This window comes from Thermoanaerobaculia bacterium (assembly GCA_035260525.1).
Taxonomy (GTDB): domain Bacteria; phylum Acidobacteriota; class Thermoanaerobaculia; order UBA5066; family DATFVB01; genus DATFVB01.
In genome coordinates, this window is record DATFVB010000108.1 from 1 (window position 1) to 22,449 (window position 22,449).

Below are 22,449 nucleotides of genomic sequence, written 5' to 3' on the forward strand. Positions count from 1 at the left end.
GACGGGATGCGGGTTGCCGGCCGGCGGTGAAGGCGTACTGATAACGTACGTCGAGCCGCCGGCCGGAAGCACGCGCCCGTCCGGCTCGATGCATCGCCGCGCCCGCTCCTCAGGGGCGGCGGGCGATGACGTCGATCTCGACCAGCGCCCCCGCCGGAAGCGCCGCGGCGGCGACGGTCGAGCGCGCCGGACGATGATCGCCGAACCGCGCCGCGTAGACGGCGTTCATCGGCTGGAAATCGGTCATGGTCGTCAGGTACACGGTCGTCTTCACGACGTCCACGAAACCGAGCCCCGCTTCCCGGAGAACGGCCTCGAGATTGTCGAACACGCGTGCGGTCTGCTTATCGATCCCGCCCTCCACGATCTTCATCGTGGCGGGGTCCAACCCGATCTGCCCCGCGGTGAAGACGAGGCCGCCGGCCTCGATCGCCTGCGAATACGGCCCGATCGCCTTCGGGGCCTCTTCCGTCGAAATCCGTTTCATTCGCCGTCTCCTTCTTCGATCGCCGCGACGTACGGCAGATTCCGGTACGCCTCAGCGAGATCGAGACCGTATCCCACCACGAAGCGATCGTCGATCTCGAAACCCACGTAGTCGACCGGGGTCGCGGCGCTTCCCGCGCCCTTCTTCCGGAGGAGCGTGCACACCCGGAGGCTCGCCGGCGACCGCGTTCGGAGGAAGTCGAGGATTTTCTCGAGCGTCCGGCCCGTGTCGACGATGTCCTCCACGACGAGCACGTCCCGGTCGGCCACGTCGATCGAAAGGTCGCGGGTCATCCGGACGCTGCCGGAAGAGCGCGTCGAATCGCCGTACGACGAGACCCGGAGGAAATCGACCGTTACCGGCGAGCGAAGCCGCCGCGCGAGATCGCAGAGGAAGAAGACCGACCCCTTGAGGATGCCGACCAGGAGGACCGGCCGCCCGGCGAGGTCCCGGTCGATCTCGGCGGCGAGGCGCGCGACCCCTTCGGCGAGCTGCGCTTGCGTGAGGACGATCTCGGAAACCTTGTGCGCCAGGGCGCCTCCGGGTCTAGAATACGACGGGATTCCCGAAAAAATATGCTCGTCGCCGAACTGGAGGATCTGCACGCAGCCTATATCCGGCTGACCGAGAAGTTCAAAGCGCTCTGGACGTTTCACCAGTTCGTCAAGGGGGTCCACCAGACCTTCCTCGGCGGCGCTCCCGCCTACGACGTCGATTTCAACGCGATCTACGAGCGGCTGCGGGAGGCCGGTTCGTCGGTCACCTCGGCCGGGATGACCGAGGACGCGCGCGACCGGCTCGACCGCATCGAAACCGAGCTTTCGCTCGCGACGCGCACTCTTCGCCTGAGCGATCGCACGCTGGCCCCCTCTCTCGTCCGGCGCTTCTTCGACAAGGTCAATCCGCAGGACCCGAAGATCGCCTATCACCTCCTGCGCTTCTATTTCTCCCAGCCCGAGCTCGACGACGACACCGCCGACAAGCTCGACTTCCTCGTCACCGTCGCGGCCGCCCGCCCGGAGAGCGGCGGGGTGCTCCCCCGCGACCGGGACGACGCCGAGCGCCTGTTCGAGGCCATCGTCGCCGGGTGCTCATGGCCGGCCGTCGAAGCCGAGGAAGCCGGAGGGCTCGTTTCCGCGATGGACGAGCTCGCCGACGACGTCGCACGCGCCCGGTCCTTCGAGGATCTCGTCCGGGAACGGCGCATCGAGAATCTCCGCACGATCAAGCGCCGCCTCGGATTCGCGCTCGCGAATCCGCGCGTTCTCGCGTCGATCGGCATCGCCAACGTGCGGACCCGGTCGGTCTTCCGCCGGTTCTTCGAAGAGGAGAAGCGGCGAATCCAGGAGGCCACCGACCGCATCGCGAATCTGGAGCGGGAAGTCTCGCACGCGGGACCGGTCCCTCCCGATTTCGGCCGCTTCCGCGATCATCGGCGGGAGTTCGAGCGGCTCGAGGAGGAGGCCAACGTCCGCGCGGGAGATCTCCTCGCGATGAAACGGCGCGTCGTCGAGCTGCTCGAGAAATTCGACCTCCGCCAGATCGACACCGACGAGATCGACGACGCCCTCGAGTTCGACGACGACGCGGCGCCTTCCGCGCCCGCCGAGCCGTCGAACGCCCTGCGTCAGGCGGTCGACAAAGTACTCGCCGCGGTCGAGATGGGGGACGGAAGCTTCAAGGAGATCGCTCATCTCGAGCTCGAGAGCTGGGAGGGGCGCGCGGCCAAACGAGCGATCGCCGCGGGCGGCCGGCCGGTTTCGGACCGGGACGCGCTGCTCATCGAGGGGGCGGCTCTGCGCGTGCGCGCCGAGGAGGTGACGGCGCAATGGGGGCGCGCGAAGAAGATGGGCGGCCTTCCTGCGCTTCGCGCGCAGGCTTCGGAGACGCTCGTGCTCGCGGCCGAGACCGACCGCCGGTTCGCGGGGCTCATCGACGAGGCGGGCGAGGAATCTCTTCCCGAGGAGATGAAGGCGCTCGTCCGCTCCCGCTTCCGCCTCCTCCACGCCTATTCGGGTCTCTGGCTGCTCCGCGACGCCGAAGAAGGGTAGGGACAGCGGACCCGGGGCCGGCCGAGTTGAAGCGATCGCGCCCCGCGTCGCTTAACTCGGCCGGTCCCCCGCGGACTCGCGCCGCACGGTTCAGCCACGTCGAAAGCCCGGTCAGGCGCGGGGTCGATCCGCCGTCGCTCTGACGAGCCATGGCGGTTGATCGCCAAATACGTGGTTCGAGGCAAGAAAGCCGTCGAAACTTCGATCCGCCGAAACCCTGGCGAAGGCGGACGGGATGCGGGCCGCCGTGCCGGCGCCGTTCGCTGTGCTAGAGTCGCCGAAAACTCCGATGAAACGGATCCTCACGGTTTCTTCCGGCAAGGGGGGCGTCGGGAAAACGACCTTTGCCGTCAACTTCGCGCTCTCGCTGGCGACGGTCGCGCCGACGATCCTCGTCGACCTCGACACCGGCACGTCGTCGGTGCGCGCCGCGATCGACGCTCCGGTGACCCACGACCTCTACCACTTCTTCCGCAAGGACACGCCGCTCGCCGATTGCGTCACGAGGCTTCCCCCCGCGCTCGACCCGGCCGGCCGCCACCGCGATTTCGGGTTCGTCGCCGGGCCGCGCCACATGATCGAGGACATCACGAACTTCGGCGAATCCGCCCGGCGGAAGCTGATCGGCGCGATCAACCGGCTCCCGGCCTCCTACGTCGTGCTCGACATGAAGGCAGGCCTCGACGCCAACGTCATCGACTTCCTTCCCTACTCGAACTCGGGGATCCTCATCTTCACGCCCGAGCTCCCCGCGGCGACGCTCGCGGCTTCGGACATCGTGAAAGCGATCCTCTTCCGTAAGCTCCGGATCGTCTTCGCGCCCGGCTCCCCCGTCTACTCCCGGCTGTCCCTCTCCCCCCGGGACCCCCGGATGATCAACGAGCTCCTCGACGCCGTCGAGGACGTCTACGACGAGTCGATCGCCAACATCGACGTTTTCCTCGCGGACCTCGCGGCGAGCCTCGGCGACCATCCCCTCGTGTCGGCGCTCCAGGCGAGCGTCGAGGATTTCTGCGTCTACTACGTCCTGAACATGTTCAACGGAGTTCGCGAGTCGTACGAGACCGCGATCGCGCCGTTCGTTTCGAACCTCGTGGAGAATGTCTCGGCGCGCCCGCAGATCACGAACCTCGGTTGGATCATCCGGCACGAGCGCATCCACGACGCCAACCGGCACCGGCGCCCCGTGCTGCTGGCGCCCGACCCCGAGCCGCCCCGGCCGGCCGCGCCGACGGCCGCCGAGCGGGAGCTGCAGGAGCTCGAGAAAGCCTTCCTGCATCTCGAGGGGCCGGCGGCCCGCCGCGACGCCGGGCCCCCCGTCTTCCGGCCGGCCGATCCGGCGCGCGCGTTCGAGCGCCAGCTCGAGGCGCTCCGCGCGATGTACGCCGACCAGAAGGAATCGGGGGTGCGGGAGAACTTCTCCTACATCACGCACCGCGCGCTCCATCTGATGGAGAGCCTGCGGAGCATCGATTTCGGCGAGACGCGGATCTTCGGGCGCGAGGAGATCCTGGCACACCTCTTGCCCCGCGCCGAAGCGACCGGATGATTCGCGGCCCGGGTGAACGCCCGCGGCGAAATTTTGACTTGCCCGGGCGATCGCTGATAGAAAGCGGAATTCCGGAAAGTTCCGGGGCGGGAGGGATATGAGCACGGTCGAAGCCGTCAAGCCCAAGAAAATCACGGCGCGGAAGATCCATCGCGGCCTCTCGGGCACCGATCTGCGCGCGATGGCCCGCAAGGACGAGACCACGTCCGCTCACGGCTCGCCGGTCTACTCGACGCGCGTCAAGAACCGCTCCGCCAAGGATACCTACGTCGTGGAAAACGGCGTCCTCCTCGGGCGGCACCAGAAGGGAATGGATCCCGAGCGCGCCGCCGAGCTCATCCGCAAGCTCCAGGAATCCCTCGCCGGCCGCGAGCTGATCCAGGTCGACCGCCGGATGGGAATGGCCCCGGAGGCGGCCCTCCACTGCCGGCTGTTCGTGCCGGTCGAGTTCGCCCGGATCGCCGCGATGTGGCACAACATGCTCTTTCCGATCGATGCCTCCGGCACGCCCGATTTCGTGTCCGTGTACGTCCCGGACTGGCCCGAGAAGGTCATCTTCCTCGACCCGAACGAGGGGTACACGTACATCTGCGGCACGGACTACCCCGGCGAGGCGAAGAAGTCGATGCTTCGCCAGGCGATGTACTGGATCAAGAAGCGCGGCGGCCTCGGGCTCCACGCCGGCTCGAAGATCCTGCGCGTCGCCGGACGCGACGGCAACCTCCACGACGTCGGGTTCCTGCTCTTCGGCCTCTCCGGCACCGGCAAGACGACGCTGACGCTCCACGACCACGGGCTCGCAGAGCCCGAGCGGGTGATCATCAAGCAGGACGACGTCGTGCTCCTCGCCGCCGACGGGCGAGCCTACGGGACCGAGGACGGTTTCTACATCAAGACCGAAGGGCTGGAGCCGTCGCAGCGAGTCCTCTGGGACGCCGCGATCTCCCCGAGCGCGTGCTTCGAGAACGTCCGGATGCGGGACGACGGCACGATCGACTTCTGCGACACGTCGCTCACGTCGAACGGCCGCGGTGTCGTCCTCCGCCGGTTCATCCACGGCACCGACGACGGGATCGACCTCCCGAGGGCGAACAAGATCGTCTTCATCACGCGCCGCAACGACGTGGTGCCGGTCGTCGCGCGGCTCACGCCCGAGCAGGGCGCCGCGTTCTTCATGCTCGGCGAATCGATCGAGACCTCGGCGGGAGACCCGACGCGCGCCGGCCAGGCCAAGCGCGAGGTCGGAACGAACCCCTTCATCGTCGGGCCCGAAGAGGAAGAGGGAAACCGGATCCTGAAGTTCCTCCGCGAGAACTCCGACATGGAGGCGTACCTCCTGAACACCGGGGCGGTGGGCGCACGCGATGGATCGCCGGGTGAGAACGTCACGATTCGGGTCTCGAGCGAGATCATGAAGCAGATCGCCAGAGACGGCATCGAATGGGAGCTCGACCCCGACTGGGGCTACCAGGTACCGATGTCCGTGCCGGGAATCGACCTCTCGAAGTACGACCCCCGCTCGCACTACTCGCCCGAAGAGTACGCCTCCCGCGTGGCGAAGCTCCGCGCGGAGCGGGAGCAGTGGCTCGCGCAGTTCCCCGGTCTCGACCCGTCGATTCCGGCGGCGATCGAAGGCCGCCGCTGACCGCGGGCCGGTAGCGGCGCGATGGCGAAGACGGCGGAGAACGAGGCCAGGGCCTTCCGGGAGGGCCTCGAGGACATCGTCGCCGCCGAATCGGCGATCTGCTTCATCGACGGCGCCCGCGGCGTCCTCTCCTACCGGGGCTACGACATCCACGATCTCGCCGAGCACTCCTCCTTCGAGGAGGTCTGCTTCCTGCTGTGGGAGGGAAGGCTCCCGACGGCGCCGGAGCTCGCCGAGCTGAAGGCCGCGCTCGGCGCCGAGCGGGCGGTCCCCGACGAGATCCTCTCGCTCGTCCGGGGCTTCCTCGAGCACCGGATGATCCCGATGGACGTCCTGCGGACGGCCGTGTCGGCGCTCTCGGAAACCGATCCGGACGTCGGATCCAACGAGCCGGCGGCGAACCGCCGGAAGGCGGTGCGCCTGACCGGCCGGATGGCGACGATCGTCGCCGCGATCCGGCGCTTTCGCCACGGCCTCTCCCCGGTCGAGCCGGACCCCGCGCGCGGTCACGCGGAGGATTTCCTGTGGATGATGAACGGAGAGCCTCCTTCCGCCGAGATGACCCGGGCCCTCGACACGGCCCTCGTCCTCCACGCGGATCACGAGCTGAACGCCTCCACCTTCGCCGCCCGCGTCACCGCCGCCACCCTTTCCGACATGCATTCGGCGATCGTGTCCGCCATCGGCACCCTCAAGGGTCCTCTCCACGGGGGCGCCAACGAGGCGGTCATCCGGATGCTGATCGAGATCGGCGACCTCTCCCGCGTGGACGACGCGATCCGGTCGCGGCTGGCCGAGAAGAAGAAGATCATGGGGTTCGGGCACCGCGTCTATACGACCGAGGACCCGCGCGCGACGCATCTGCGCCGGATGTCCCAGGAGCTGGCAGAGTCGTCCGGCGACGCGAAGTGGTACGAGATGTCCCGGCGGATCGAGCTCCTGATGAACCAGGAGAAGAGCCTCAACTGCAACGTGGATTTCTATTCGGCCTCGACCTACTACATGCTCGGGATCCCCCCCGACCTCTACACTCCGATCTTCGCGCTCTCGCGCTGCGCCGGCTGGACCGCGCACGTCATGGAGCAGCACCGGAACAACCGCCTGATCCGCCCGCGCGCCGAATACGTCGGCCCGGTCTATCCCCAGGGCTACGTCCCGCTCGACCAGCGCTGAGCGTTTTTCCGCGTCCGTGTCGATGAGCGTCCCCGGCCTCCTTCGCGCGGGAATGATCGACATGGAGCCGAACACGACGGTCGTGCAGCAGTTCCCGGCTCACGAGGCCGTGCCGGACGCCGCGGCCCCCTCCCCCGCGGTCATCCTTCTCCACGACGTCTGGGGGCTGACGCCGGAGATCCGCGCCCTCGCCAACCGGTTCGGCCGCGAAGGGTTCTTCGCCCTCGCCCCGAACCTGTACGCGCACCCCTTCTCGGTCGCCCCGGGGGCGCCGCCGTGGATGTCCTATCCCATGGGCGTCGCCGCCGAGGAGGGCTGGGGCGGATTCCCGGTCCGATCGTCTTTCCGCCGCCCCGAGGCGGAAGAGGCGAAGGCGCTCGGCGCGGGGCTCTCGCGCGCACGGCTCTCGGAAATCATCGCCCGCGCCACCGGACACCTGGCTCTCGCGTCGGCGGCCGACCCGGCACGCATCGCTCTCGTCGGACTCGGCATGGGGGGAAGGATCGGGTTCCGCGCCGCGTGCGAGCTCGGCGACGGCGTTCGGTCGGTCGTCGTCTATTCGGGGACGGGAATCGCGTCGCGCTCCTCCCTCCGGTCCGATGAAACGATGCCGATCCTCGAGTACGAAGCGCTGCGCGCTGCCGCGCTCTTCTTCTACGGGGAGAGCGATCCGGAGGGCGGGCGGCAAGAGCGCGAGGCCGTCGAGCGCGTCCTCGCTTCGGCGGGAATGCCCCACGAGATCGTGACCTTCCGGGAGGCGGGCCGTGATTTCTTCGACGAATCGAGCCCCGATTTCCGGATCGCGGCGAGCCGGGAGGCCTGGGAGAAGACGCTCGCGTTCCTGCGCCGGACGCTCGCCGCCCCGGCCGGGTCCTCGCCGAAATGACGAAGGCCGGCGGTTTCCGCCGGCCGAGCCCGGGCCGCGTCCGGTTCGCTACTCTCCCAGGTAAGCCTCCTTGACTCGCGGATCCGTCGCGATCTCCTCCGAAGCCCCCGAGATCGTGACGACGCCCGTTTCGAGCACGTAGGCGCGGTGGCTGTGCTTCAGGGCGGCGTTCGCGTTCTGCTCGACGAGCAGGACGGAGGCGCCCTCGCGGTTGATGTTCTCGATCGATTCGAAGATCGTGTGGACGAGGATCGGCGCCAGCCCGAGCGACGGCTCGTCGAGGAGGAGCACCTCGGGGCGCGACATCAGCGCGCGGCCGATCGCGAGCATCTGCTGCTCTCCGCCCGAAAGGGTCCCGGCGCGCTGACGGACCCGCTCCTTCAGGCGGGGAAAGATCGAGAAGACCCGGTCGAGGTCGGCGTCCACGCCGTCGTCGCGGCGGGAATACGCGCCGAGCTCCAGGTTCTCGCGCACCGTGAGATTCGCGAACACGGCGCGTCCCTCCGGCACGAGCGTCATCCGCTCGCGCACGATCTTGAACGTCGGCTTTCCGGGAAGCGGCTTTCCCCGGTACAGCACCGTCCCGGACGCCGGCGCCACGAGACCCATGATGGCGCGCAGCGTCGTCGACTTCCCCGCGCCGTTGGCGCCGATCAGCGTGACGATCTCCCCGCGGTCGAGCGTCAGCGAAACGCCGCGCAGGGCCTTCACCGCCCCGTAGTTGACGTGGAGGTCGCAGACCTCGAGCACCCGCCCGTCGGGCGGCGCCGTCCGACCGGGCATCAGGCGCCCCCCAGATAGGCTTCGATCGTGCGGGGATCCTTCTGGACCTCGGCCGGCGTGCCGAGGCAGATCGTCGATCCGTAATCCACGACGTGGACGGTCTCGCAGACCCCCATCACGACCTTCATGTTGTGCTCCACGAGGAAGATCGCCATCCGGAACTCGTCGCGGATCCAGCGGATGAGCGCCATGAGGTCCTGCGCCTCGTGCGGGTTCATTCCGGCCGCCGGCTCGTCGAGGCAGAGGAGCTTCGGCCGAGTCGCCATCGCCCGCGCGATCTCGAGACGGCGCTGGCTGCCGTACGGAAGATTGCGCGCCTGCTCGAGGGCGAAGCCGTCGAGCCTGAAGATGCGAAGGAGGTCGTACGCCTCCCGCTCGATCCTCTCCTCTTCGCTGGCGTGCACGGGACCGCGCACCACGGCCGAGAGAATCGTCGCCCGCTGGCGGCTCGCGAAGGCGACTTTGACGTTGTCGAGCACGGAGAGATCGGCGAAGAGGCGGATGTTCTGGAACGTCCGGGCGATCCCGTAGTCCGTGATGCGCCACGGCTTCATCCCCTGGATCGGGCGGCCGTCGAACCGGATCTCGCCGCTCGTCGGGCGGTAGACGCCCGTGATCATGTTGAAGATCGTCGTCTTCCCCGCTCCGTTGGGGCCGATCAGCCCGTAGAGGGCCATCGGCGGGATCGTCAGGTCGAGGTCCTTGACCGCGGTCAGGCCGCCGAAGCGCATCGTGACGCGGCGAAGATCGAGGAGCTCCATCACGCCTCGATCGAGGGCGTGGAAGGCTGGCGCGCCTCCCGACGCCTGCGGCCGAAGAGCTCGCGGTGGCCCATCAGTCCCTGCGGCCGGAAGATCATGATCAGGATCAGGAGGAAGGAGAACGTCACCATCCGGTACTGCTCGAAGGCCCGGAGCCCCTCGGTCAGGACGATGTAGAGCACCGCGCCGACGACCGAGCCGGTGATCGACCCCATCCCCCCGAGCACGATCATGATGATGATCTCGATCGACTTCAGGAAGGTGAAGGAGTTCGTGTGGATGTACATCAGGTAGTGGGCGAAGAGGCCGCCCGCGATGCCGGCCATCGCGGAGGAGATCACGAACGAGATCACCTTCGCGCGGGTCGTGTGGACCCCCATCGCCTCCGCCGCGATCTCGTCCTCCCGGACGGCGAGGAGGGTGCGGCCGAAGGAGGAATTCACGATCCGCGACACCACGACGACCGAAGCGATCGCGAAGAAGTAGACCCACCCGAAATTCGAGTACTTGGGAATCCCGCCGAGACCCCGCGCGCCGCCGACGGCGTCGATGTTCAGGATGAACACCCGGATGATCTCGCCGAATCCGAGCGTCACGATCGCGAGATAGTCGCCGCGCAGCCGGAGCGAGGGGACGCCGACGAGGAAGCCCGCGATCGCCGCCGCGACGGCGCCGGCCGCCAGCACCAGGAGGAGCACGGCGCCCCGCCTCGGCCCCTCGGGGAGAATGCGGAACACCCGCTCGAGCGAGCTCCCGAAGTTGACCGAGAAGAATGCGGACGTGTACGCCCCGATCGCCATGAATCCGGCATGGCCGATCGAGAACTGGCCGGTGAACCCGTTGATGAGATTGAGCGACACCGCCAGGATCACGTTGATGCCGGCGAGCGTGATCACCTGGAGAACGTACGGCGAGATCATCATTCCGGGAACGAGGGTTCCCGAGAGGAGCGCGTCGAGGGCCCAGAGCGCGGCGACGACCGCCGCGAAGATCGCCAGCCGCCGGATCAAACCTTTTCCTTCTCGACCCGGCCGAGGATCCCCTGCGGCCGAAAGAGGAGAATCCCGATCAGGATCGCGAAGGCGATCGCGTCCCGGTAGGTCGGCGAGAGATATCCGACCGTGAACACTTCGGCGATCCCGATGATGAGCCCGCCGATGAGGGCGCCGGGAACGTTCCCGATCCCGCCGAGGACCGCCGCGACGAACGCCTTGAGCCCCGACATGATCCCCATGAGCGGATCGATCTTCGGGATCGCCATCGCGACGAGGACCCCGGCGGCGGCGGCGAAGGCCGAGCCGAGCGCGAACGTGATCGCGATGATCCGATCGGTCGAGATCCCCATCAACTTCGACGCGTCGAGATTGAAAGAGACGGCGCGCATCGCCTTGCCGGTCCGGGTCTTCTGGATGAAGGCAAGCAGGAAGGCGGTGAGGACGAGCGAGACGACGAAGACGGTGAGCTGTTCGGAGGTGATCCGGACGCTCGCCACGTTGAACTCGCGGTGGGGGGCGTTGGACGGGAAGAACTTGGGGTCCGCCCCGAACAGGAGCTGGCCGCCGTTCTCGAGCAGCAGGGAGACGCCGATCGCGGTGATCAGGGACGTCATCTTGGCCGCGCGCCGGACCGGCCGGTACGCGAACCGCTCGATGACGATGCCGAGCGCGCCGCAGACGACCATCGAGAGGACCATGATCGCGATCGCGCGCGGGTACGACGGCTCCTGGGCGCGAAAGCGCGTCGACGCGTAGTAGCCGACGTAGGCGCCCACCATGTACACGTCGCCGTGGGCGAAGTTGATCAGGCGCAGGATCCCGTACACCATCGTGTACCCCAGCGCGATCAGCGCGTAGATCGAGCCGAGGGACAGCCCGTTGACGAGCTGCTGGAGAAAGGTGCTCACGCGCCGGGTTCGATGCGTTCCTGAAAGACGAACTTCCCGTCCTGGACCTTGAGCATGACGACCGGCTTGACGGCGTTTCTGTCCTTGTCGATGGTGATGGTGCCGGTCACGCCCGCGAAATCTTTCGTCTGCGCGAGCGCGTCGCGCACCTTGGCGCCGTCGGTCGAGTTCGCGCGCTTGATCGCGTCGGCGAGGATCCGCGCCGCGTCGTAGCCGAGCGCGGCGAGCGCGTCCGGCGTGTTGCCGTACTTGCCCTTGTAGTCGGCGACGAACTTCTGCACGGCGGGCGCCGGGTCGTCGACCGAGTAATGGTTCGAGAAGTAGCAGCCGTTCAGGGCCTTGCCGCCGATCTCCCAGAGCCGCGGGGAGTCCCACCCGTCGCCGCCCAGGAGCGGCGCCGAGATGCCGAGGTCGCGCGACTGGCGCGCGATCGTCCCGACCTCCGTGTAGTAGCCGGGAACGTAGATGACCTCCGGGTTGGCGGACTTCAACTGCGTGAGCTGCGCGCGGAAGTCGGAATCGCCTTCGGAATAGGACTGCTCGGCGACGATCTCGCCGCCGTACTCCTTGAACTTCTGGGCGAAGACGAGGCGCAGCCCGACGGAGTAGTCGTTTCTCACGTCGTAGAGGAGCGCGGCCTTCTTGAGCTTCAGGGACTTCGCCGCGAATTTCGCGTCGGCCTCCCCCTGCTGGATGTCCGTGAAGCAGACGCGGAAGATGTAGTCGCCGACCTGCGTGACCTTCGGATTCGTCGAGGAAGGGGTGACCATCGGGACCTTCGCCCCCTGGCAGATCGGGGCGGCGGCCAGCGAGCGCGACGAGGCGACCTCGCCGAGCACGGCCTGGACGGCGTTCTGGTTGATGAGCTTCGTGACCGCGGTCGCGGCCTCCTCGGGCTTGGACTGGTCGTCCTCGACGACGAGCTTCACGGGCTTGCCCAGGAGTCCCCCGGCCTGGTTGATCTCGTTGAACGCCATCTCGCTGCCGTTCTTGGTCGACTGGCCGAACGTCGCGGTGTTGCCGGTGAGGGACCCGTACTCGCCGATGACGATCTCCTTCGACGAGCGTCCGGGGGCGCAGCCGAAGGCCGCGGCGACGCCGAGGGTCAGGGCGAGCATGCCCGTTCTTCGCATCTTCATTTCTTCCGGTCCTCCTGCGTTTGCTTTCGCGAAAGCGGGCTATTATTTCTTCGCTCACCCGAAAAGTCAAAGCACTAGAATGAAAAATCGATGGAGAATCGACGATTCCCGATCGTGCGCCCGAGGAGCGCCCACCCGATCTCCCGCGACGCGATCGACCCCGAGGCCCTGAAGGTCCTCTACCGGTTGAAGAGCACGGGCTATCGGGCCTGCCTCGTCGGGGGCAGCGTGCGGGACCTCCTCATGGGAAGGACGCCGAAGGACTTCGACATCGGCACCGACGCCCGTCCCGAGGAGGTCCGCGCGATCTTCCGCAACTGCCGGATCATCGGCCGGCGCTTCCGCCTGGCGCACATCTTGTTCCGCGGGGGGAAGGTCGTCGAGGTCGCGACGTTCCGCGGACGCCCGCAGGTCCCGGAAGGCGACCAGCCGGCCGACCTCCTCGTCACCTCCGACAACACGTGGGGGACGCCGGAGGAGGACGCCGAGCGGCGCGATTTCACGATCAACGGCCTCTTCTACGACATCGCCGATTTCTCCGTGATCGACTGGGTGGGGGGGCTCGACGACCTCGAAGCGGGCCTCGTCCGCGCCATCGGAGATCCCGACGTGCGGTTCCGCGAAGACCCGGTCCGCATGCTGCGCGCCGTCGAGTTCGCGACGCGCCTTTCCTTCGCGATCACGCCGCGCGACTACGAGGCGATCCTCGCGCACCGCAAAGAGCTCGCCCGCTCGGCGACTCCGCGCGTGACCGAGGAGCTCGCCGCGATGCTCCGCGGCGGGCAGTCGCTGCCGACGTTCCTGCTGCTGCGCGAGATGGGCCTCCTCGACGTCCTCCTGCCGGAGCTTTCCGCCGAGCTCCGCCGGATCGACCCGGAGCACGCCGCCGGGGCCGGTCATTTCTTCTGGACGCTGCTCGAGGTCCTCGACGCGGAACGCCGCCGCGGCCGGGTCTTCGACGAGGCGGTCTACTTCGCGTGCCTCGCGCTGCCGCTCCTGCGGGCGGAGCTCGCGCGCGCCCGCCCGGCCGGGCGCGCCGAGCCGTCCCTCCTCGTCGCGAAGACGAATCTCGTCGTCGACCCGCTCGCGCTCGCGCTCTCCATGCCCAACGCGCTCGTCCATCGCATCAAGTCGATCCTCGTCGCGCAGGGAAGGATCGCGGAGCCTCCGGAGATGAAGGCCTCGACCCGCCGTTTCCTCGCCCATCCGGACTTCCCCGCCGCCCTCGATCTCTTCGAGCTCCGCGCGATGGCCCGCGGACGCGGCGGAGAGACCGCGCGCGAGTGGCGCCGTCTCGGGGAGCGCGGCTTCCCCGGCGCGGCTCTTCCTCCGCTCGCGGCGGTCGAAGCCGTGCCGGGCGCGCCGCGGCGCCGCCGCCGCCGGCGAGGCGGCCGCCGGCGGCACGGAAGCCCGCCGGGGTGAAAGTCGTTGATTCGCCCCGGTCGATCGTCTATAAGGCAATGACCTTCTGAGGAGACCAGCATGTTCGTAGCGAAAAAGGTCTTTCTGACCAAGGGCGTCGGTCGCCACCGCGAGAAGCTCACGTCGTTCGAGATGGCGCTTCGCGACGCGGCGATCGCCGACCAGAATCTCGTGCGGGTCTCCTCGATCTTCCCGCCGCACTGCCGGATCATCTCGCGCAAGGAGGGGGCGAAGATGCTCCAGTCCGGCGCCGTCACGTTCGTCGTCATGAGCGAAAACGCCACGAACGAGCCGCATCGCCTGATCGCGGCGTCGGTCGGGGTCGCGATCCCGAAGAACTCCGGGACGTACGGCTACCTCTCCGAGCACCACTCCTTCGGACAGACCGAGAAAGTCGCGGGCGACTACGCCGAGGACCTCGCGGCGGGGATGCTGGCGACGACCCTCGGGGTCGAGCTCGACTACGACAAGTCGTACGACGAGCGCAAGGAGCAGTGGAGGATCTCCGGGCAGATCGTCCGCACGATGAACATCTCGCAGACGGCGGTCGGCGACAAGAAGGGGCTCTGGACGACCGTCATCGCCGCCTGCATCCTGCTCCCCCCCGACGCGTAGCGCGGGGCCCGCCGATGCCCTTTCTCCCCCAGAATTTCCTCGGCATCCCCGAAGACGAGAACCCCCGCGACCGCTCGCGCGTCCTGGTCCTCCCCGTGCCGTACGAGAGGACGGTCTCCTACGGCGTCGGCACCCGGAACGGTCCCGCCGCGATCGTCGAGGCTTCCCATTTCGTCGAGCTCTACGACGACGAGCTCGATCTCGAGCCGTGCCGCGCCGGAGTCCACACGCTCCCGCCGTGGCATCCGGAAGACCCGGAGCCGGACGCGATGGTCGAGGAGCTCGAGTCGCTCGCGGCGGGGCTTCTCGCCGGGGGCCAGTTCCTCTTCACGATCGGCGGGGAGCACTCGATCTCGCCGCCGGTGATCCGCGCCCACGCGCAGCGCCATCCGGGGCTCTCGATTTTGCATTTCGACGCGCACGGCGACCTGAGGGACGAGTACGAGGGAAGCCGGAACTCTCATGCGTGCGCCGCTCGGCGCTTCGTCGACATCGGACCGACCGTTCACGTCGGCATCCGTTCGATCTCGCGCGAGGAGGTCGAGTTCGTCCGGGAGCGCGATCTCCTGGTCGTCTCCAACCGCGAGATGCACGCCGGGTGGGGCTGGATGGATCGGGCGCTCCGCCGGCTCACCGCCCCGGTCTACGTCACGTTCGACATCGATTTCCTCGACGGTTCCCTCGTGCCGGGGACCGGAACGCCCGAGCCGGGCGGCGGAACCTATGCGCAGGCCCTCGAGATCCTCCGGCGGGTCGCGGCCGAGCGGCCGATCGTCGGCGCCGACCTCGTCGAGCACGCTCCCCTTCCCGGAAACCGCGCCCCCGATTTCCTGGCGGCGAAGCTCGCCTACAAGATGATCGCGTACGCCCTGCACCCCGACGCCGCCGCGCGCCCGATCCTCTCGCCCGGGCGGGCCGGCCGATAGCTTCTCCCGTCGCGCCCCGCGGGTTCTGATAGCATCTGTCGGTTTGTCGAAAGGAGGGGCCCGTGGCCTCTTTCCCCGGCGTGGACTACCTGGATTTCGACGCCCTCCTGAACGAAGAGCAGCGGCTCGTGCGCCAGACCGTCCGCGATTTCGTGGACGACCGGGTCATGCCGATCATCGAGGATTGCGCCTGGGAGGGTCGCTTCCCGAAGGAGCTCATTCCCCAGCTCGCCGAGCTGCAGCTCTTCGGATCGACGATCGCCGAGTACGGGCTGCCGGGCCTCGACGCCGTCGCCTACGGGCTGACGATGCAGGAGCTCGAGCGCGGCGACTCGGGCCTGCGCTCGTTCGTCTCCGTCCAGTCGGCTCTCGTGATGTATCCGATCTACACGTACGGCTCCCCCGCTCAGAAGGACCGCTGGATCCCGAAGCTCGCCGCGGGAGAGGCGATCGGCTGCTTCGGTCTGACCGAGCCCGACTTCGGCTCGAACCCGGGGGGGATGCGCACGACGGCGAGGACCGACGGCGACGCGTTCGTGTTGAACGGCGCCAAGGCCTGGATCACGAACGGGTCGATCGCCGACGTCGCGGTCGTGTGGGCGAGGCTCGACGGCGGGAAGATCCGCGGGTTCCTCGTCGAACGCGGCACGAAAGGCTTCTCGACGTCGGAGCACCGCGGGAAGATGTCGCTCCGCGCCTCCGTCACCTCGCAGCTCGCCTTCGAAGACTGCCGGATCCCGAAGGAGAACGTCCTCCCCGGCGTCGACGGCCTCAAAGGACCGCTGTCGTGCCTGACGCAGGCCCGATACGGGATCGCATGGGGGGCCCTGGGCTCGGCGATGGCGACGTACCGCGCGGCGCTCGACTACGCGAAATCGCGCAAGCAGTTCCGCGACCGGCCGATCGCCGCGCACCAGCTCGTGCAGGAGCGCCTCGCGTGGATGATCACGGAGATCACGAAGGGGCAGCTCCTCGCGTGGAAGCTCGCGAAAATGAAGGACGCGGGCACGATGAAGGCGGAGCACGTGTCGATGGCCAAGCGCAACAACGTGTGGGTCGCGCGCGAGTGCGCCAAGCTCGCCCGGGAGACGCTCGGGGCCAACGGCATCGTCAACGAATACCCGGTCTTTCGCCACCTCGCCAACATCGAGTCGGTCTACACGTACGAGGGAACGCACGACATCCACACCCTCGTGATCGGCGAAGCCGTCACCGGGATCCCCGCCTACAACCCCCCGATGGAGTGAGAGTTCCGGTAGAATTTCCCGGACTCCATGATCACCGGGCGGGCCCTCCGCTCTTCGCGCGGGCGCCTCGAGGAAGGCGGGATCGGTTGAAACGACGCGTCACGGCGGACTCCCTTTCCCCGACTCGCGACCGCGGCCGCGGTCTCACCTCGATCGCGGCGTGAGCGGGGCGGACTGACCGGTGGGCATCACCGGCAACCTCCGGACGATGGCGCTCTCGGAGCTCCTGCAGTGGCTCTCGCTCGGCGGGAAGAACGGGACGCTCCTCGTCGAGGGCCACGGGATCGAGAAGCGGATCTACTTCCAGAACGGGCGGATCGCCTCGACCTCCTCGTCGGACCACCGCGAGTACCTCGGCCATTTCCTCGTCGCCCACGGCTACATCACCGAGGACGAGCTGAAAATGGCGATGGAGGTCCAGGAAGAGTCCTCGATCCTGCTCGGGAAGATCCTGGTGATGATCAACGCGATCTCGGAAACCGATCTCCTGAGGCTCATGCGGAAGAAGGCGGAGGAGTCGATCTACGACGTCTTCCTCTGGGAGGAGGGCGACTTCGAGTTCCTCGACAACGAGCTTCCCGACCAGAAGATGGTTCCGCTCTCGCTCGACGTGACCGGGATCATCCTCGAGGGGCTCCGCCGCTACGACGAGTGGAAGCGCATCCGGGAGACGCTCCCGTCGATGGGGCTCGTGCCGCGGATCGTGCGCCCGCTCGCGTTCGACCGGCTCTCGGACCAGCAGAAGCTCGTCGTCCCGTACCTGAACGGACAGCGCTCGATCGAGGAGATCGCTGTCCACACCCACAACTCCGAATTCGTGATCGCGAAGATGGTCTACGGCGGCATCCGGGACGGGACGATGGCGGTGCACCAGCGTTCGATCGGGGTCGAGAAACCCCTCTCGCCCCGGGATCGTTCGTCGGAGGTGGAGCAGCTCCTCACGCGCGGCCGGGAGACGGTCGAAAGCGACCCGGAGGGCGCGTGGAAGCTCCTCAAGACGGCCTCGGAGCTCGACCCGGGCGACGCGCGGCCGAGGGAGGCGATGCTCCGCGCCGAGGAGCGGCTGCGCGGCGCGCTCGCGGCCGACGGGGTCGACGGCAGCCGCGTGCCCATGCTCAAGGTGCCGCTCGACCGGCTCACCAGCTTCAATTTCACGCCCAACGAGGGATTCGTGCTCTCGCGGATCAACGGAAACTGGGACGTCAAGTCGATCGTCAAGATCTCTCCGATCCGCGAGATCGAGGTCCTCCTGGTCTTCCAGCGCCTGTTGCGCGACGGTGTGATCCAGTGGAAGCGCTCCGAGTCGGCGGCCGCGACACCGCCGGATTTCCGCTGATCGAGAAACGCAGCGGCCACCCGCTCGCCTCCCCGGCGTAGTCCACGCCGACTCGCGGCGAACGCACGATCGCGCGCGCGGGAACGGGGTCGGGTCGGATCTCCCACCCTCCCCCGCCGGCGAGGTCGCGCCCGGAGTCTCTTCCGACGATCCCGAGCGCCCGGCAGAACTTCGCCGGCCCGCGCAGGAGCGCCGCGGGCGCGGCGGGATGCTCCCCGGCCCGGATCAGCACCGCATGCGGCGTCCCCGCCTCCCCGGCGACCACGTTGGCGCAGTAGTGCATCCCGTACACGGCGAAGACGTAAAGGAGCCCGCCGGGACCGTACATCGGCGCGACGCGATCGGTCTTCCGCCCGCCGAACGAATGCGCGGCTGCGTCCTCCACCCCGAGGTATGCCTCCACCTCGACGATGCGCGCGCCGTACGGCCGGCCGCGCCAGCGGCGCACGAACCATGCGCCGAGGAGCCGCCGGGCGACCGTCTCCGTCGGCGCCAGGAAGAAGCTCCTCCCGGCGGCCCGATCGGGGACGCCGGCCGGGGGAAGCCTCAGCGCGTCGAGCGGGCGGACGGGATGCGCGGAGAATCCGGGCACGAGCGAATCAGACCGGGATCGACACTTCCGCGCTCATCCGCTTCTCGACGGCGGGCGCCGTTCCGCGCCGGATCACGAGAAGCGTACGGTCGTCCTGGGCGACGGCGCCCCGGGTGAACGCGGACACCTGTTGGAGGATCGCGCCGAGGATCTCCTCCGCGGTCCGGCTCCGGTTGTCCGAGATCGCGCGCTTCAACCGGTCGATGCCGAACTCCTGGTCGCGGGCGTTGGTCGCCTCGACGATCCCGTCGGTGTAGAGCACGAGCACGTCGCCGATGTCGAGCGTGACGAACCCGCGACTGTACGCGGCGTCGCGGGAGGGGCCGAGGACCATGCCGGTCTGCCGCAGGAGGATCGACTCCCGCTCCTTGCTGAGGATGGGCGGATTGTGCCCGGCGTTGACGTAGATGAAATTGCCCGACGCCTCGAGCTCGCCGTAGAAGAGGGAGACGAACTTGCTCGTCAGCCGCGACTCGTGAATGATCCGGTTCAGCCGTTCGAGGGTCTTCACGATCTTGAAATCGCGCGCGACGCCCATGCGGAGACCCGTGTACACGTCGCGCACCTGAAGGGCGGCCGGGAGCCCGTGGCCCGAGGCGTCGGCGATCGCGACCCCGATGATCTGCTCGGACGTCGGGATGATGTCGTAGAAGTCGCCTCCCACGATCTCCGCCGGTTCCGAGCGCGCCGCGATGTCGAAGGTGCCGAGACGCGGCAGCCGCTTGGGGAGGATCGACGCCTGGATCTGGCGCGCCTCCTCGAGCAGCGTCTCCATCTTCTCCTGACGGATCTTCTGGTCGACGGCGTGGCGCAGGATGCCGAGCGAGACGAGCAGGTCCTCGTCGTTGGCGCCGGGGTCGACGGAGAAGGAGAGGATGAACTTGTCGTCCCCTACCGCGATCGCGGCGAACCGGTCGGCGCCGATCTTCTCCTCGAACGCGCGGTCGACGCCCGGCGCGCTCAGGTCGAGGACGACCACGCCGTCGTCGATTACCTTCTCGATCGGGGCGTAGTCGAGCGGCACGGACAGGCCGGCGGGCACGGGCTTGGTCTGCCCGAACGTCTTCGTGATCTCGTAGCCGTGGTCGCGGCGCTCGTAGAGGCGGCCCCCGCGCACGCCGAGGTCGTCCTGGAAGTTCTCGATCACGGCGCCGGCGGCCGACGCCACGGTGGAGGCGACGTCGACGGATTTCTCGATCGTCTGGATCGCTTTTTCGACCTTGCGAAAGAGGGACTTTCGCGGGTCCAGCGGAGCGGGCGCGGTCAAGAAGCCGTTAGCCGTTCACGAGCAGCGCGCGGAGGATCCGGTCCTCGTAAGCGTGCCCGGTTCCGTCGTTGACCCGCCGGCCGTTCAGCACGATCGCGAACACGTAGCTGCGGCCCGAGGCCGCCGTCGCGTAACCGGCGAGCGAGTTCACCCGGTCGAGACTGCCTGTCTTGGCGTAGACCCGTCCGCGGACGGCGTGGTCGCGGAAGCGGTGGCGGAGCGTCCCGGATCCGTCTCCGGAGATCGCGAGGGTCTGCACCCAGTCGTCCGCGAGCGGCGAGGCGGCCATCGCCTTGAGGAAGCGGACGATGTCCAGGGCGGCCACACGGTTCTGCGGGTTCAAGCCGCTGCCGTCGTGCAGGTCGTAGCGCGTCGGATCGAGCCCGAGGGACCCGAGAAACGCCTTCTCGAGGCGGACGGCCTCGGGCCAGGATCCGATCCTTCCCTTCTCCGCGGCGAGCGTCTTGAAGATCTGCTCGGCGTAGAAGCTCTGGCTCCTCTTGTTCGCGACGGCGATCGACGGGAGGATGTCCGACGTCGTCGTCGCCACGGTCGCCCATGTCGCGTCGGCACGGGTCGAGGTCAGGCGAACGTCGCCGTCGACCGTGATTCCGTCCTCCGCGAGGCGCTCCTTCAGGACGGTCCCGAAGTACCGCGGCGGGTCGTCGATCGCGATCACCGTCGACCATCCGCCGAAGGAGAAGGGAACGGTGCCGGCGATGGTCACCACGTTGCTTCCGGCGCGCCGCGCCACGGCGACCCGCGCGGCTTTCCGGCGGCCGGCGGAGACGGTCTTCGCCGAAGAGACCGCCTTCACGAACTTCGTGGAAGGCTCGAAACGGACCGCCGCCGGCGCGCCGGGCCTCGAGCCCGGGCGCACGGAAACCGATACGCAGTTGTCGTTGAAGGAGAGCGCGGAGACCGGCGCCTCGTACCATCGCGCCTCCTGGCCGGCGGGCCAGCCGGGATTGCGGTACTCGTCGTCGAAAAAGGACGCGTTCAGGAGGAGGTCGCCGGAGACGCGGGTGATGCCGGCGGCCCGCAGGCCGTCCGCCCACCGGTCGAACACCGCGTGGATGTCGTTGTCGTAGAAGCGGCCGGAGAGGTTCGGGTCGCCGCCGCCGACGACGAGGAGGGAGCCCGAAAGCAGACCGTTGGCGACGGCTCCGGACCGGTAGAGGATCGTCTTGAACTGGTAGTCCTTCCCGAGGCCGGCGAGCGCGGCCGCCGTCGAGAAGGTCTTCGAGACCGACGCGATCGTGAGGGGCTCTCCGGCGTTGATCCCGTACAGGATCGGGCCGTCGCCCGGCTCCTCCGCGATCGCGATCGAGACGCCGGACGGAGGGGCCGGGGCCTTCCGGGCGGCGCGCTCGAGCGCGGCCCGCAGGCCGGACGGCGCCTGGGCGCCGGCCGTACCGAGCGACAGGACCAGGGCGGCGGCGGCGGTGAGAAGTTTGTGTTCCATATGATGACGGGACTCTCCGGACAATACGAGCCGGACAATTCGGGATTATAGACGATTTCGAGCGCCCGCGGAAGGAGAACGCGGCTCGCCCGCGAATTCTTCCCGGCTGCGGGCGGGGTAAAATGGACTGTTGCGTTTCGACGAGGCGACCCGCGTTCTGGAGATCTCCGTCCGGGAACTGGTGGAAGAAGACGACGTGTTCCACCGGGTCGGCTTCGAGCGCAGCCAGGCCTGGCGCCGGCTCGCGCTCGGGGGCGAGGCGCACCGCCGGACGCAGGCCGCCCGGTTCGATCGCTACCCGGGATACCGCTCCGAGGTCTTCGTCTCGGGCGAGTTCGCGACGCCGCGCTTTCGCGCCATCGTCAGCGGGCGGATCGACGGCGCGATCGAGACCGGCGCCGGCGCATGGCTCCTCGAGGAGTACAAGACGTGCGCCTTCACACCCGACGGCCGGGCGATCTTCCCGCCGGAAAGCGAGCGCCGCGCCCGGAGGCAGCTCGCCGCCTACTGTCTCCTCTGGGAGAAGTCGGGCCTCGGCGCGGTTCGCGGCGCGGTCGTCCTGATCGACGGCGCCGGACGCTTCGAGGAGAAGCGAGTCGCCGCGTTCCGCGCGGCCGAGGCGGAGGCCGAGCTCGTCGCGCTCCTCGACTCGAAGCTCGACCGGCTCGAAGAAAAGAAGCGCCAACGGGAGCGGAAGGCGGAGATCGCCGATTCCCTCCCCTTTCCGTTCGACGCTCCCCGTCCCATCCAGGCCGAGCTGATGGAGGCGATCCGCGCTTCGGTCTCCTCGGGCCGCCATCTTCTCGCGCAGGCGCCGACCGGCTCGGGAAAGACCGCGGCGGCGCTGCACGCGGCGCTCTCCGAGGCGCTGCGGGGGGGGCGCAAGCTCGTCTTCCTCACCGCGAAGACGCTCCAGCAGAGCCTCGTCGTCGAGACGCTCTCGCGCATGGACGCCGGCGATTTCCGCGTCCTCTGGATGCGGTCGAAGGAGAAGATGTGCGCCAACGACCGCGTGATCTGCCACGAGGAACACTGCGCATTCGCCCACGACTACCCGGCGAAGATGGAACGTTCCGGGATCCTCCGGCGGCTGCTCGACCGTTACCCGATCCTGACTCCCGACGCGGTCTCGGCGGAAGCGCGCGCGGACGTGGTCTGCCCGTTCGAGGTCGAAATCGAGCTCGCCTCCCGCGCCGACGTCT

The 22,449-nt window shown here is 68.4% G+C and carries 20 protein-coding genes and 1 pseudogene; 11 read left to right on the forward strand and 10 right to left on the reverse strand.

The genetic code is table 11. The annotated features are described in order from the left end of the window. Positions 1 to 109 precede the first annotated feature (109 nt). Positions 110 to 487 carry a Rid family detoxifying hydrolase gene (locus VKH46_05185; protein HKB70217.1) on the reverse strand — a complete coding sequence of 126 codons (378 nt, stop codon included), beginning with the start codon at positions 485 to 487 and terminating at the stop codon, positions 110 to 112. Beyond that, positions 484 to 1,092, reverse strand: coding sequence for a hypoxanthine phosphoribosyltransferase (gene hpt, locus VKH46_05190; protein HKB70218.1), 609 nt, complete (start codon positions 1,090 to 1,092; stop codon positions 484 to 486). Before hpt ends, VKH46_05185 begins: the two co-directional genes overlap by 4 nt. Here hpt and VKH46_05195 point away from each other — a divergent pair. From VKH46_05195 to VKH46_05215, 5 genes are all read left to right on the forward strand, one after another. Continuing rightward, positions 1,063 to 2,538, forward strand: a complete 1,476-nt coding sequence (locus VKH46_05195; protein ID HKB70219.1) for a hypothetical protein — start codon at positions 1,063 to 1,065, stop codon at positions 2,536 to 2,538. The two genes, hpt and VKH46_05195, sit on opposite strands and share 30 nt — an antisense overlap. A 289-nt stretch (positions 2,539 to 2,827) precedes the next feature. Beyond that, positions 2,828 to 4,087 carry a P-loop NTPase gene (locus VKH46_05200; protein HKB70220.1) on the forward strand — a complete coding sequence of 420 codons (1,260 nt, stop codon included), beginning with the start codon at positions 2,828 to 2,830 and terminating at the stop codon, positions 4,085 to 4,087. Positions 4,088 to 4,184: 97 nt separating this feature from the next. Further along, a complete protein-coding gene (locus VKH46_05205) occupies positions 4,185 to 5,732 on the forward strand; it encodes a phosphoenolpyruvate carboxykinase (ATP) (GenBank protein HKB70221.1) in 1,548 nt (515 codons plus the stop codon). Positions 5,733 to 5,753: 21 nt separating this feature from the next. Beyond that, entirely contained in the window at positions 5,754 to 6,905 is a 1,152-nt protein-coding gene (locus VKH46_05210) for a citrate synthase (protein ID HKB70222.1), read from the forward strand. A 22-nt stretch (positions 6,906 to 6,927) separates the two neighbouring features. Next, entirely contained in the window at positions 6,928 to 7,791 is an 864-nt protein-coding gene (locus VKH46_05215) for a dienelactone hydrolase family protein (GenBank protein ID HKB70223.1), read from the forward strand. A gap of 48 nt (positions 7,792 to 7,839) precedes the next feature. Here the strand turns inward: VKH46_05215 and VKH46_05220 are convergent, their stop codons facing one another. Genes VKH46_05220 through VKH46_05240 form a run of 5 tightly spaced genes read right to left on the reverse strand, consistent with a single transcriptional unit; the run spans position 7,840 to position 12,377 of the window. Next, entirely contained in the window at positions 7,840 to 8,574 is a 735-nt protein-coding gene (locus tag VKH46_05220; protein ID HKB70224.1) for an ABC transporter ATP-binding protein, read from the reverse strand. Next, positions 8,574 to 9,335: an ABC transporter ATP-binding protein gene (locus VKH46_05225; protein HKB70225.1), complete on the reverse strand. Its 762-nt coding sequence runs from the start codon at positions 9,333 to 9,335 to the stop codon at positions 8,574 to 8,576. The genes VKH46_05220 and VKH46_05225 overlap by 1 nt, the downstream gene beginning before the upstream one ends. Beyond that, positions 9,335 to 10,345 (reverse strand): branched-chain amino acid ABC transporter permease, encoded by a 1,011-nt coding sequence (locus VKH46_05230; protein HKB70226.1) that lies wholly within the window; start codon positions 10,343 to 10,345, stop codon positions 9,335 to 9,337. The genes VKH46_05225 and VKH46_05230 overlap by 1 nt, the downstream gene beginning before the upstream one ends. Then, positions 10,342 to 11,238 (reverse strand): branched-chain amino acid ABC transporter permease, encoded by an 897-nt coding sequence (locus VKH46_05235; protein HKB70227.1) that lies wholly within the window; start codon positions 11,236 to 11,238, stop codon positions 10,342 to 10,344. Before VKH46_05235 ends, VKH46_05230 begins: the two co-directional genes overlap by 4 nt. Beyond that, positions 11,235 to 12,377 (reverse strand): ABC transporter substrate-binding protein, encoded by a 1,143-nt coding sequence (locus VKH46_05240; GenBank protein ID HKB70228.1) that lies wholly within the window; start codon positions 12,375 to 12,377, stop codon positions 11,235 to 11,237. Before VKH46_05240 ends, VKH46_05235 begins: the two co-directional genes overlap by 4 nt. Before the next feature lie 90 nt (positions 12,378 to 12,467). On the opposite strand from VKH46_05240, the gene pcnB reads away from it, so the two are divergent. From pcnB to VKH46_05265, 5 genes and pseudogenes are all read left to right on the forward strand, one after another. Beyond that, complete coding sequence (gene pcnB, locus VKH46_05245; protein ID HKB70229.1) at positions 12,468 to 13,799, forward strand: polynucleotide adenylyltransferase PcnB; 1,332 nt, start codon at positions 12,468 to 12,470, stop codon at positions 13,797 to 13,799. A 60-nt stretch (positions 13,800 to 13,859) separates the two neighbouring features. Continuing rightward, the gene (locus VKH46_05250; protein HKB70230.1) at positions 13,860 to 14,414 is read left to right on the forward strand and encodes an arginine decarboxylase, pyruvoyl-dependent; all 555 of its coding nucleotides are present in this window, start codon (positions 13,860 to 13,862) and stop codon (positions 14,412 to 14,414) included. A 14-nt stretch (positions 14,415 to 14,428) separates the two neighbouring features. Then, positions 14,429 to 15,340 (forward strand): agmatinase, encoded by a 912-nt coding sequence (speB, locus tag VKH46_05255; protein HKB70231.1) that lies wholly within the window; start codon positions 14,429 to 14,431, stop codon positions 15,338 to 15,340. A 62-nt stretch (positions 15,341 to 15,402) separates the two neighbouring features. Beyond that, positions 15,403 to 16,587 (forward strand): acyl-CoA dehydrogenase family protein, encoded by a 1,185-nt coding sequence (locus VKH46_05260; protein ID HKB70232.1) that lies wholly within the window; start codon positions 15,403 to 15,405, stop codon positions 16,585 to 16,587. A gap of 181 nt (positions 16,588 to 16,768) precedes the next feature. Further along, positions 16,769 to 17,233 (forward strand): annotated as a pseudogene (locus VKH46_05265) (DUF4388 domain-containing protein). A gap of 568 nt (positions 17,234 to 17,801) precedes the next feature. Here the strand turns inward: VKH46_05265 and VKH46_05270 are convergent. The 3 genes from VKH46_05270 to dacB are packed head-to-tail and all read right to left on the reverse strand — an operon-like array spanning position 17,802 to position 21,247. Continuing rightward, the gene (locus VKH46_05270; protein HKB70233.1) at positions 17,802 to 18,515 is read right to left on the reverse strand and encodes a DNA-3-methyladenine glycosylase; all 714 of its coding nucleotides are present in this window, start codon (positions 18,513 to 18,515) and stop codon (positions 17,802 to 17,804) included. Positions 18,516 to 18,522: 7 nt separating this feature from the next. Beyond that, a complete protein-coding gene (locus VKH46_05275) occupies positions 18,523 to 19,782 on the reverse strand; it encodes a PP2C family protein-serine/threonine phosphatase (GenBank protein ID HKB70234.1) in 1,260 nt (419 codons plus the stop codon). 7 nt (positions 19,783 to 19,789) lie between these two features. Continuing rightward, a complete protein-coding gene (dacB, locus tag VKH46_05280) occupies positions 19,790 to 21,247 on the reverse strand; it encodes a D-alanyl-D-alanine carboxypeptidase/D-alanyl-D-alanine-endopeptidase (GenBank protein ID HKB70235.1) in 1,458 nt (485 codons plus the stop codon). A 130-nt stretch (positions 21,248 to 21,377) separates the two neighbouring features. Between dacB and VKH46_05285 the strand changes: the two genes are divergently transcribed. Next, the coding region (locus VKH46_05285; protein ID HKB70236.1) for a DEAD/DEAH box helicase at positions 21,378 to 22,449 on the forward strand (1,072 nt) is incomplete at its 3' end.

What these genes read in the sequence shown, in the direction of transcription:
- pcnB (HKB70229.1), top strand. Translation starts at nt 12,468, where the DNA reads ATGGAGAATCGACGATTCCCGATCGTGCGCCCGAGGAGCGCCCACCCG.
- VKH46_05205 (HKB70221.1), top strand. Translation starts at nt 4,185, where the DNA reads ATGAGCACGGTCGAAGCCGTCAAGCCCAAGAAAATCACGGCGCGGAAG.
- VKH46_05220 (HKB70224.1), bottom strand. Translation starts at nt 8,574, where the DNA reads ATGCCCGGTCGGACGGCGCCGCCCGACGGGCGGGTGCTCGAGGTCTGC.
- VKH46_05215 (HKB70223.1), top strand. Translation starts at nt 6,928, where the DNA reads ATGAGCGTCCCCGGCCTCCTTCGCGCGGGAATGATCGACATGGAGCCG.
- VKH46_05195 (HKB70219.1), top strand. Translation starts at nt 1,063, where the DNA reads ATGCTCGTCGCCGAACTGGAGGATCTGCACGCAGCCTATATCCGGCTG.
- VKH46_05240 (HKB70228.1), bottom strand. Translation starts at nt 12,377, where the DNA reads ATGAAGATGCGAAGAACGGGCATGCTCGCCCTGACCCTCGGCGTCGCC.
- dacB (HKB70235.1), bottom strand. Translation starts at nt 21,247, where the DNA reads ATGGAACACAAACTTCTCACCGCCGCCGCCGCCCTGGTCCTGTCGCTC.
- speB (HKB70231.1), top strand. Translation starts at nt 14,429, where the DNA reads ATGCCCTTTCTCCCCCAGAATTTCCTCGGCATCCCCGAAGACGAGAAC.
- VKH46_05225 (HKB70225.1), bottom strand. Translation starts at nt 9,335, where the DNA reads ATGGAGCTCCTCGATCTTCGCCGCGTCACGATGCGCTTCGGCGGCCTG.
- VKH46_05200 (HKB70220.1), top strand. Translation starts at nt 2,828, where the DNA reads ATGAAACGGATCCTCACGGTTTCTTCCGGCAAGGGGGGCGTCGGGAAA.
- VKH46_05250 (HKB70230.1), top strand. Translation starts at nt 13,860, where the DNA reads ATGTTCGTAGCGAAAAAGGTCTTTCTGACCAAGGGCGTCGGTCGCCAC.
- VKH46_05185 (HKB70217.1), bottom strand. Translation starts at nt 487, where the DNA reads ATGAAACGGATTTCGACGGAAGAGGCCCCGAAGGCGATCGGGCCGTAT.
- VKH46_05210 (HKB70222.1), top strand. Translation starts at nt 5,754, where the DNA reads ATGGCGAAGACGGCGGAGAACGAGGCCAGGGCCTTCCGGGAGGGCCTC.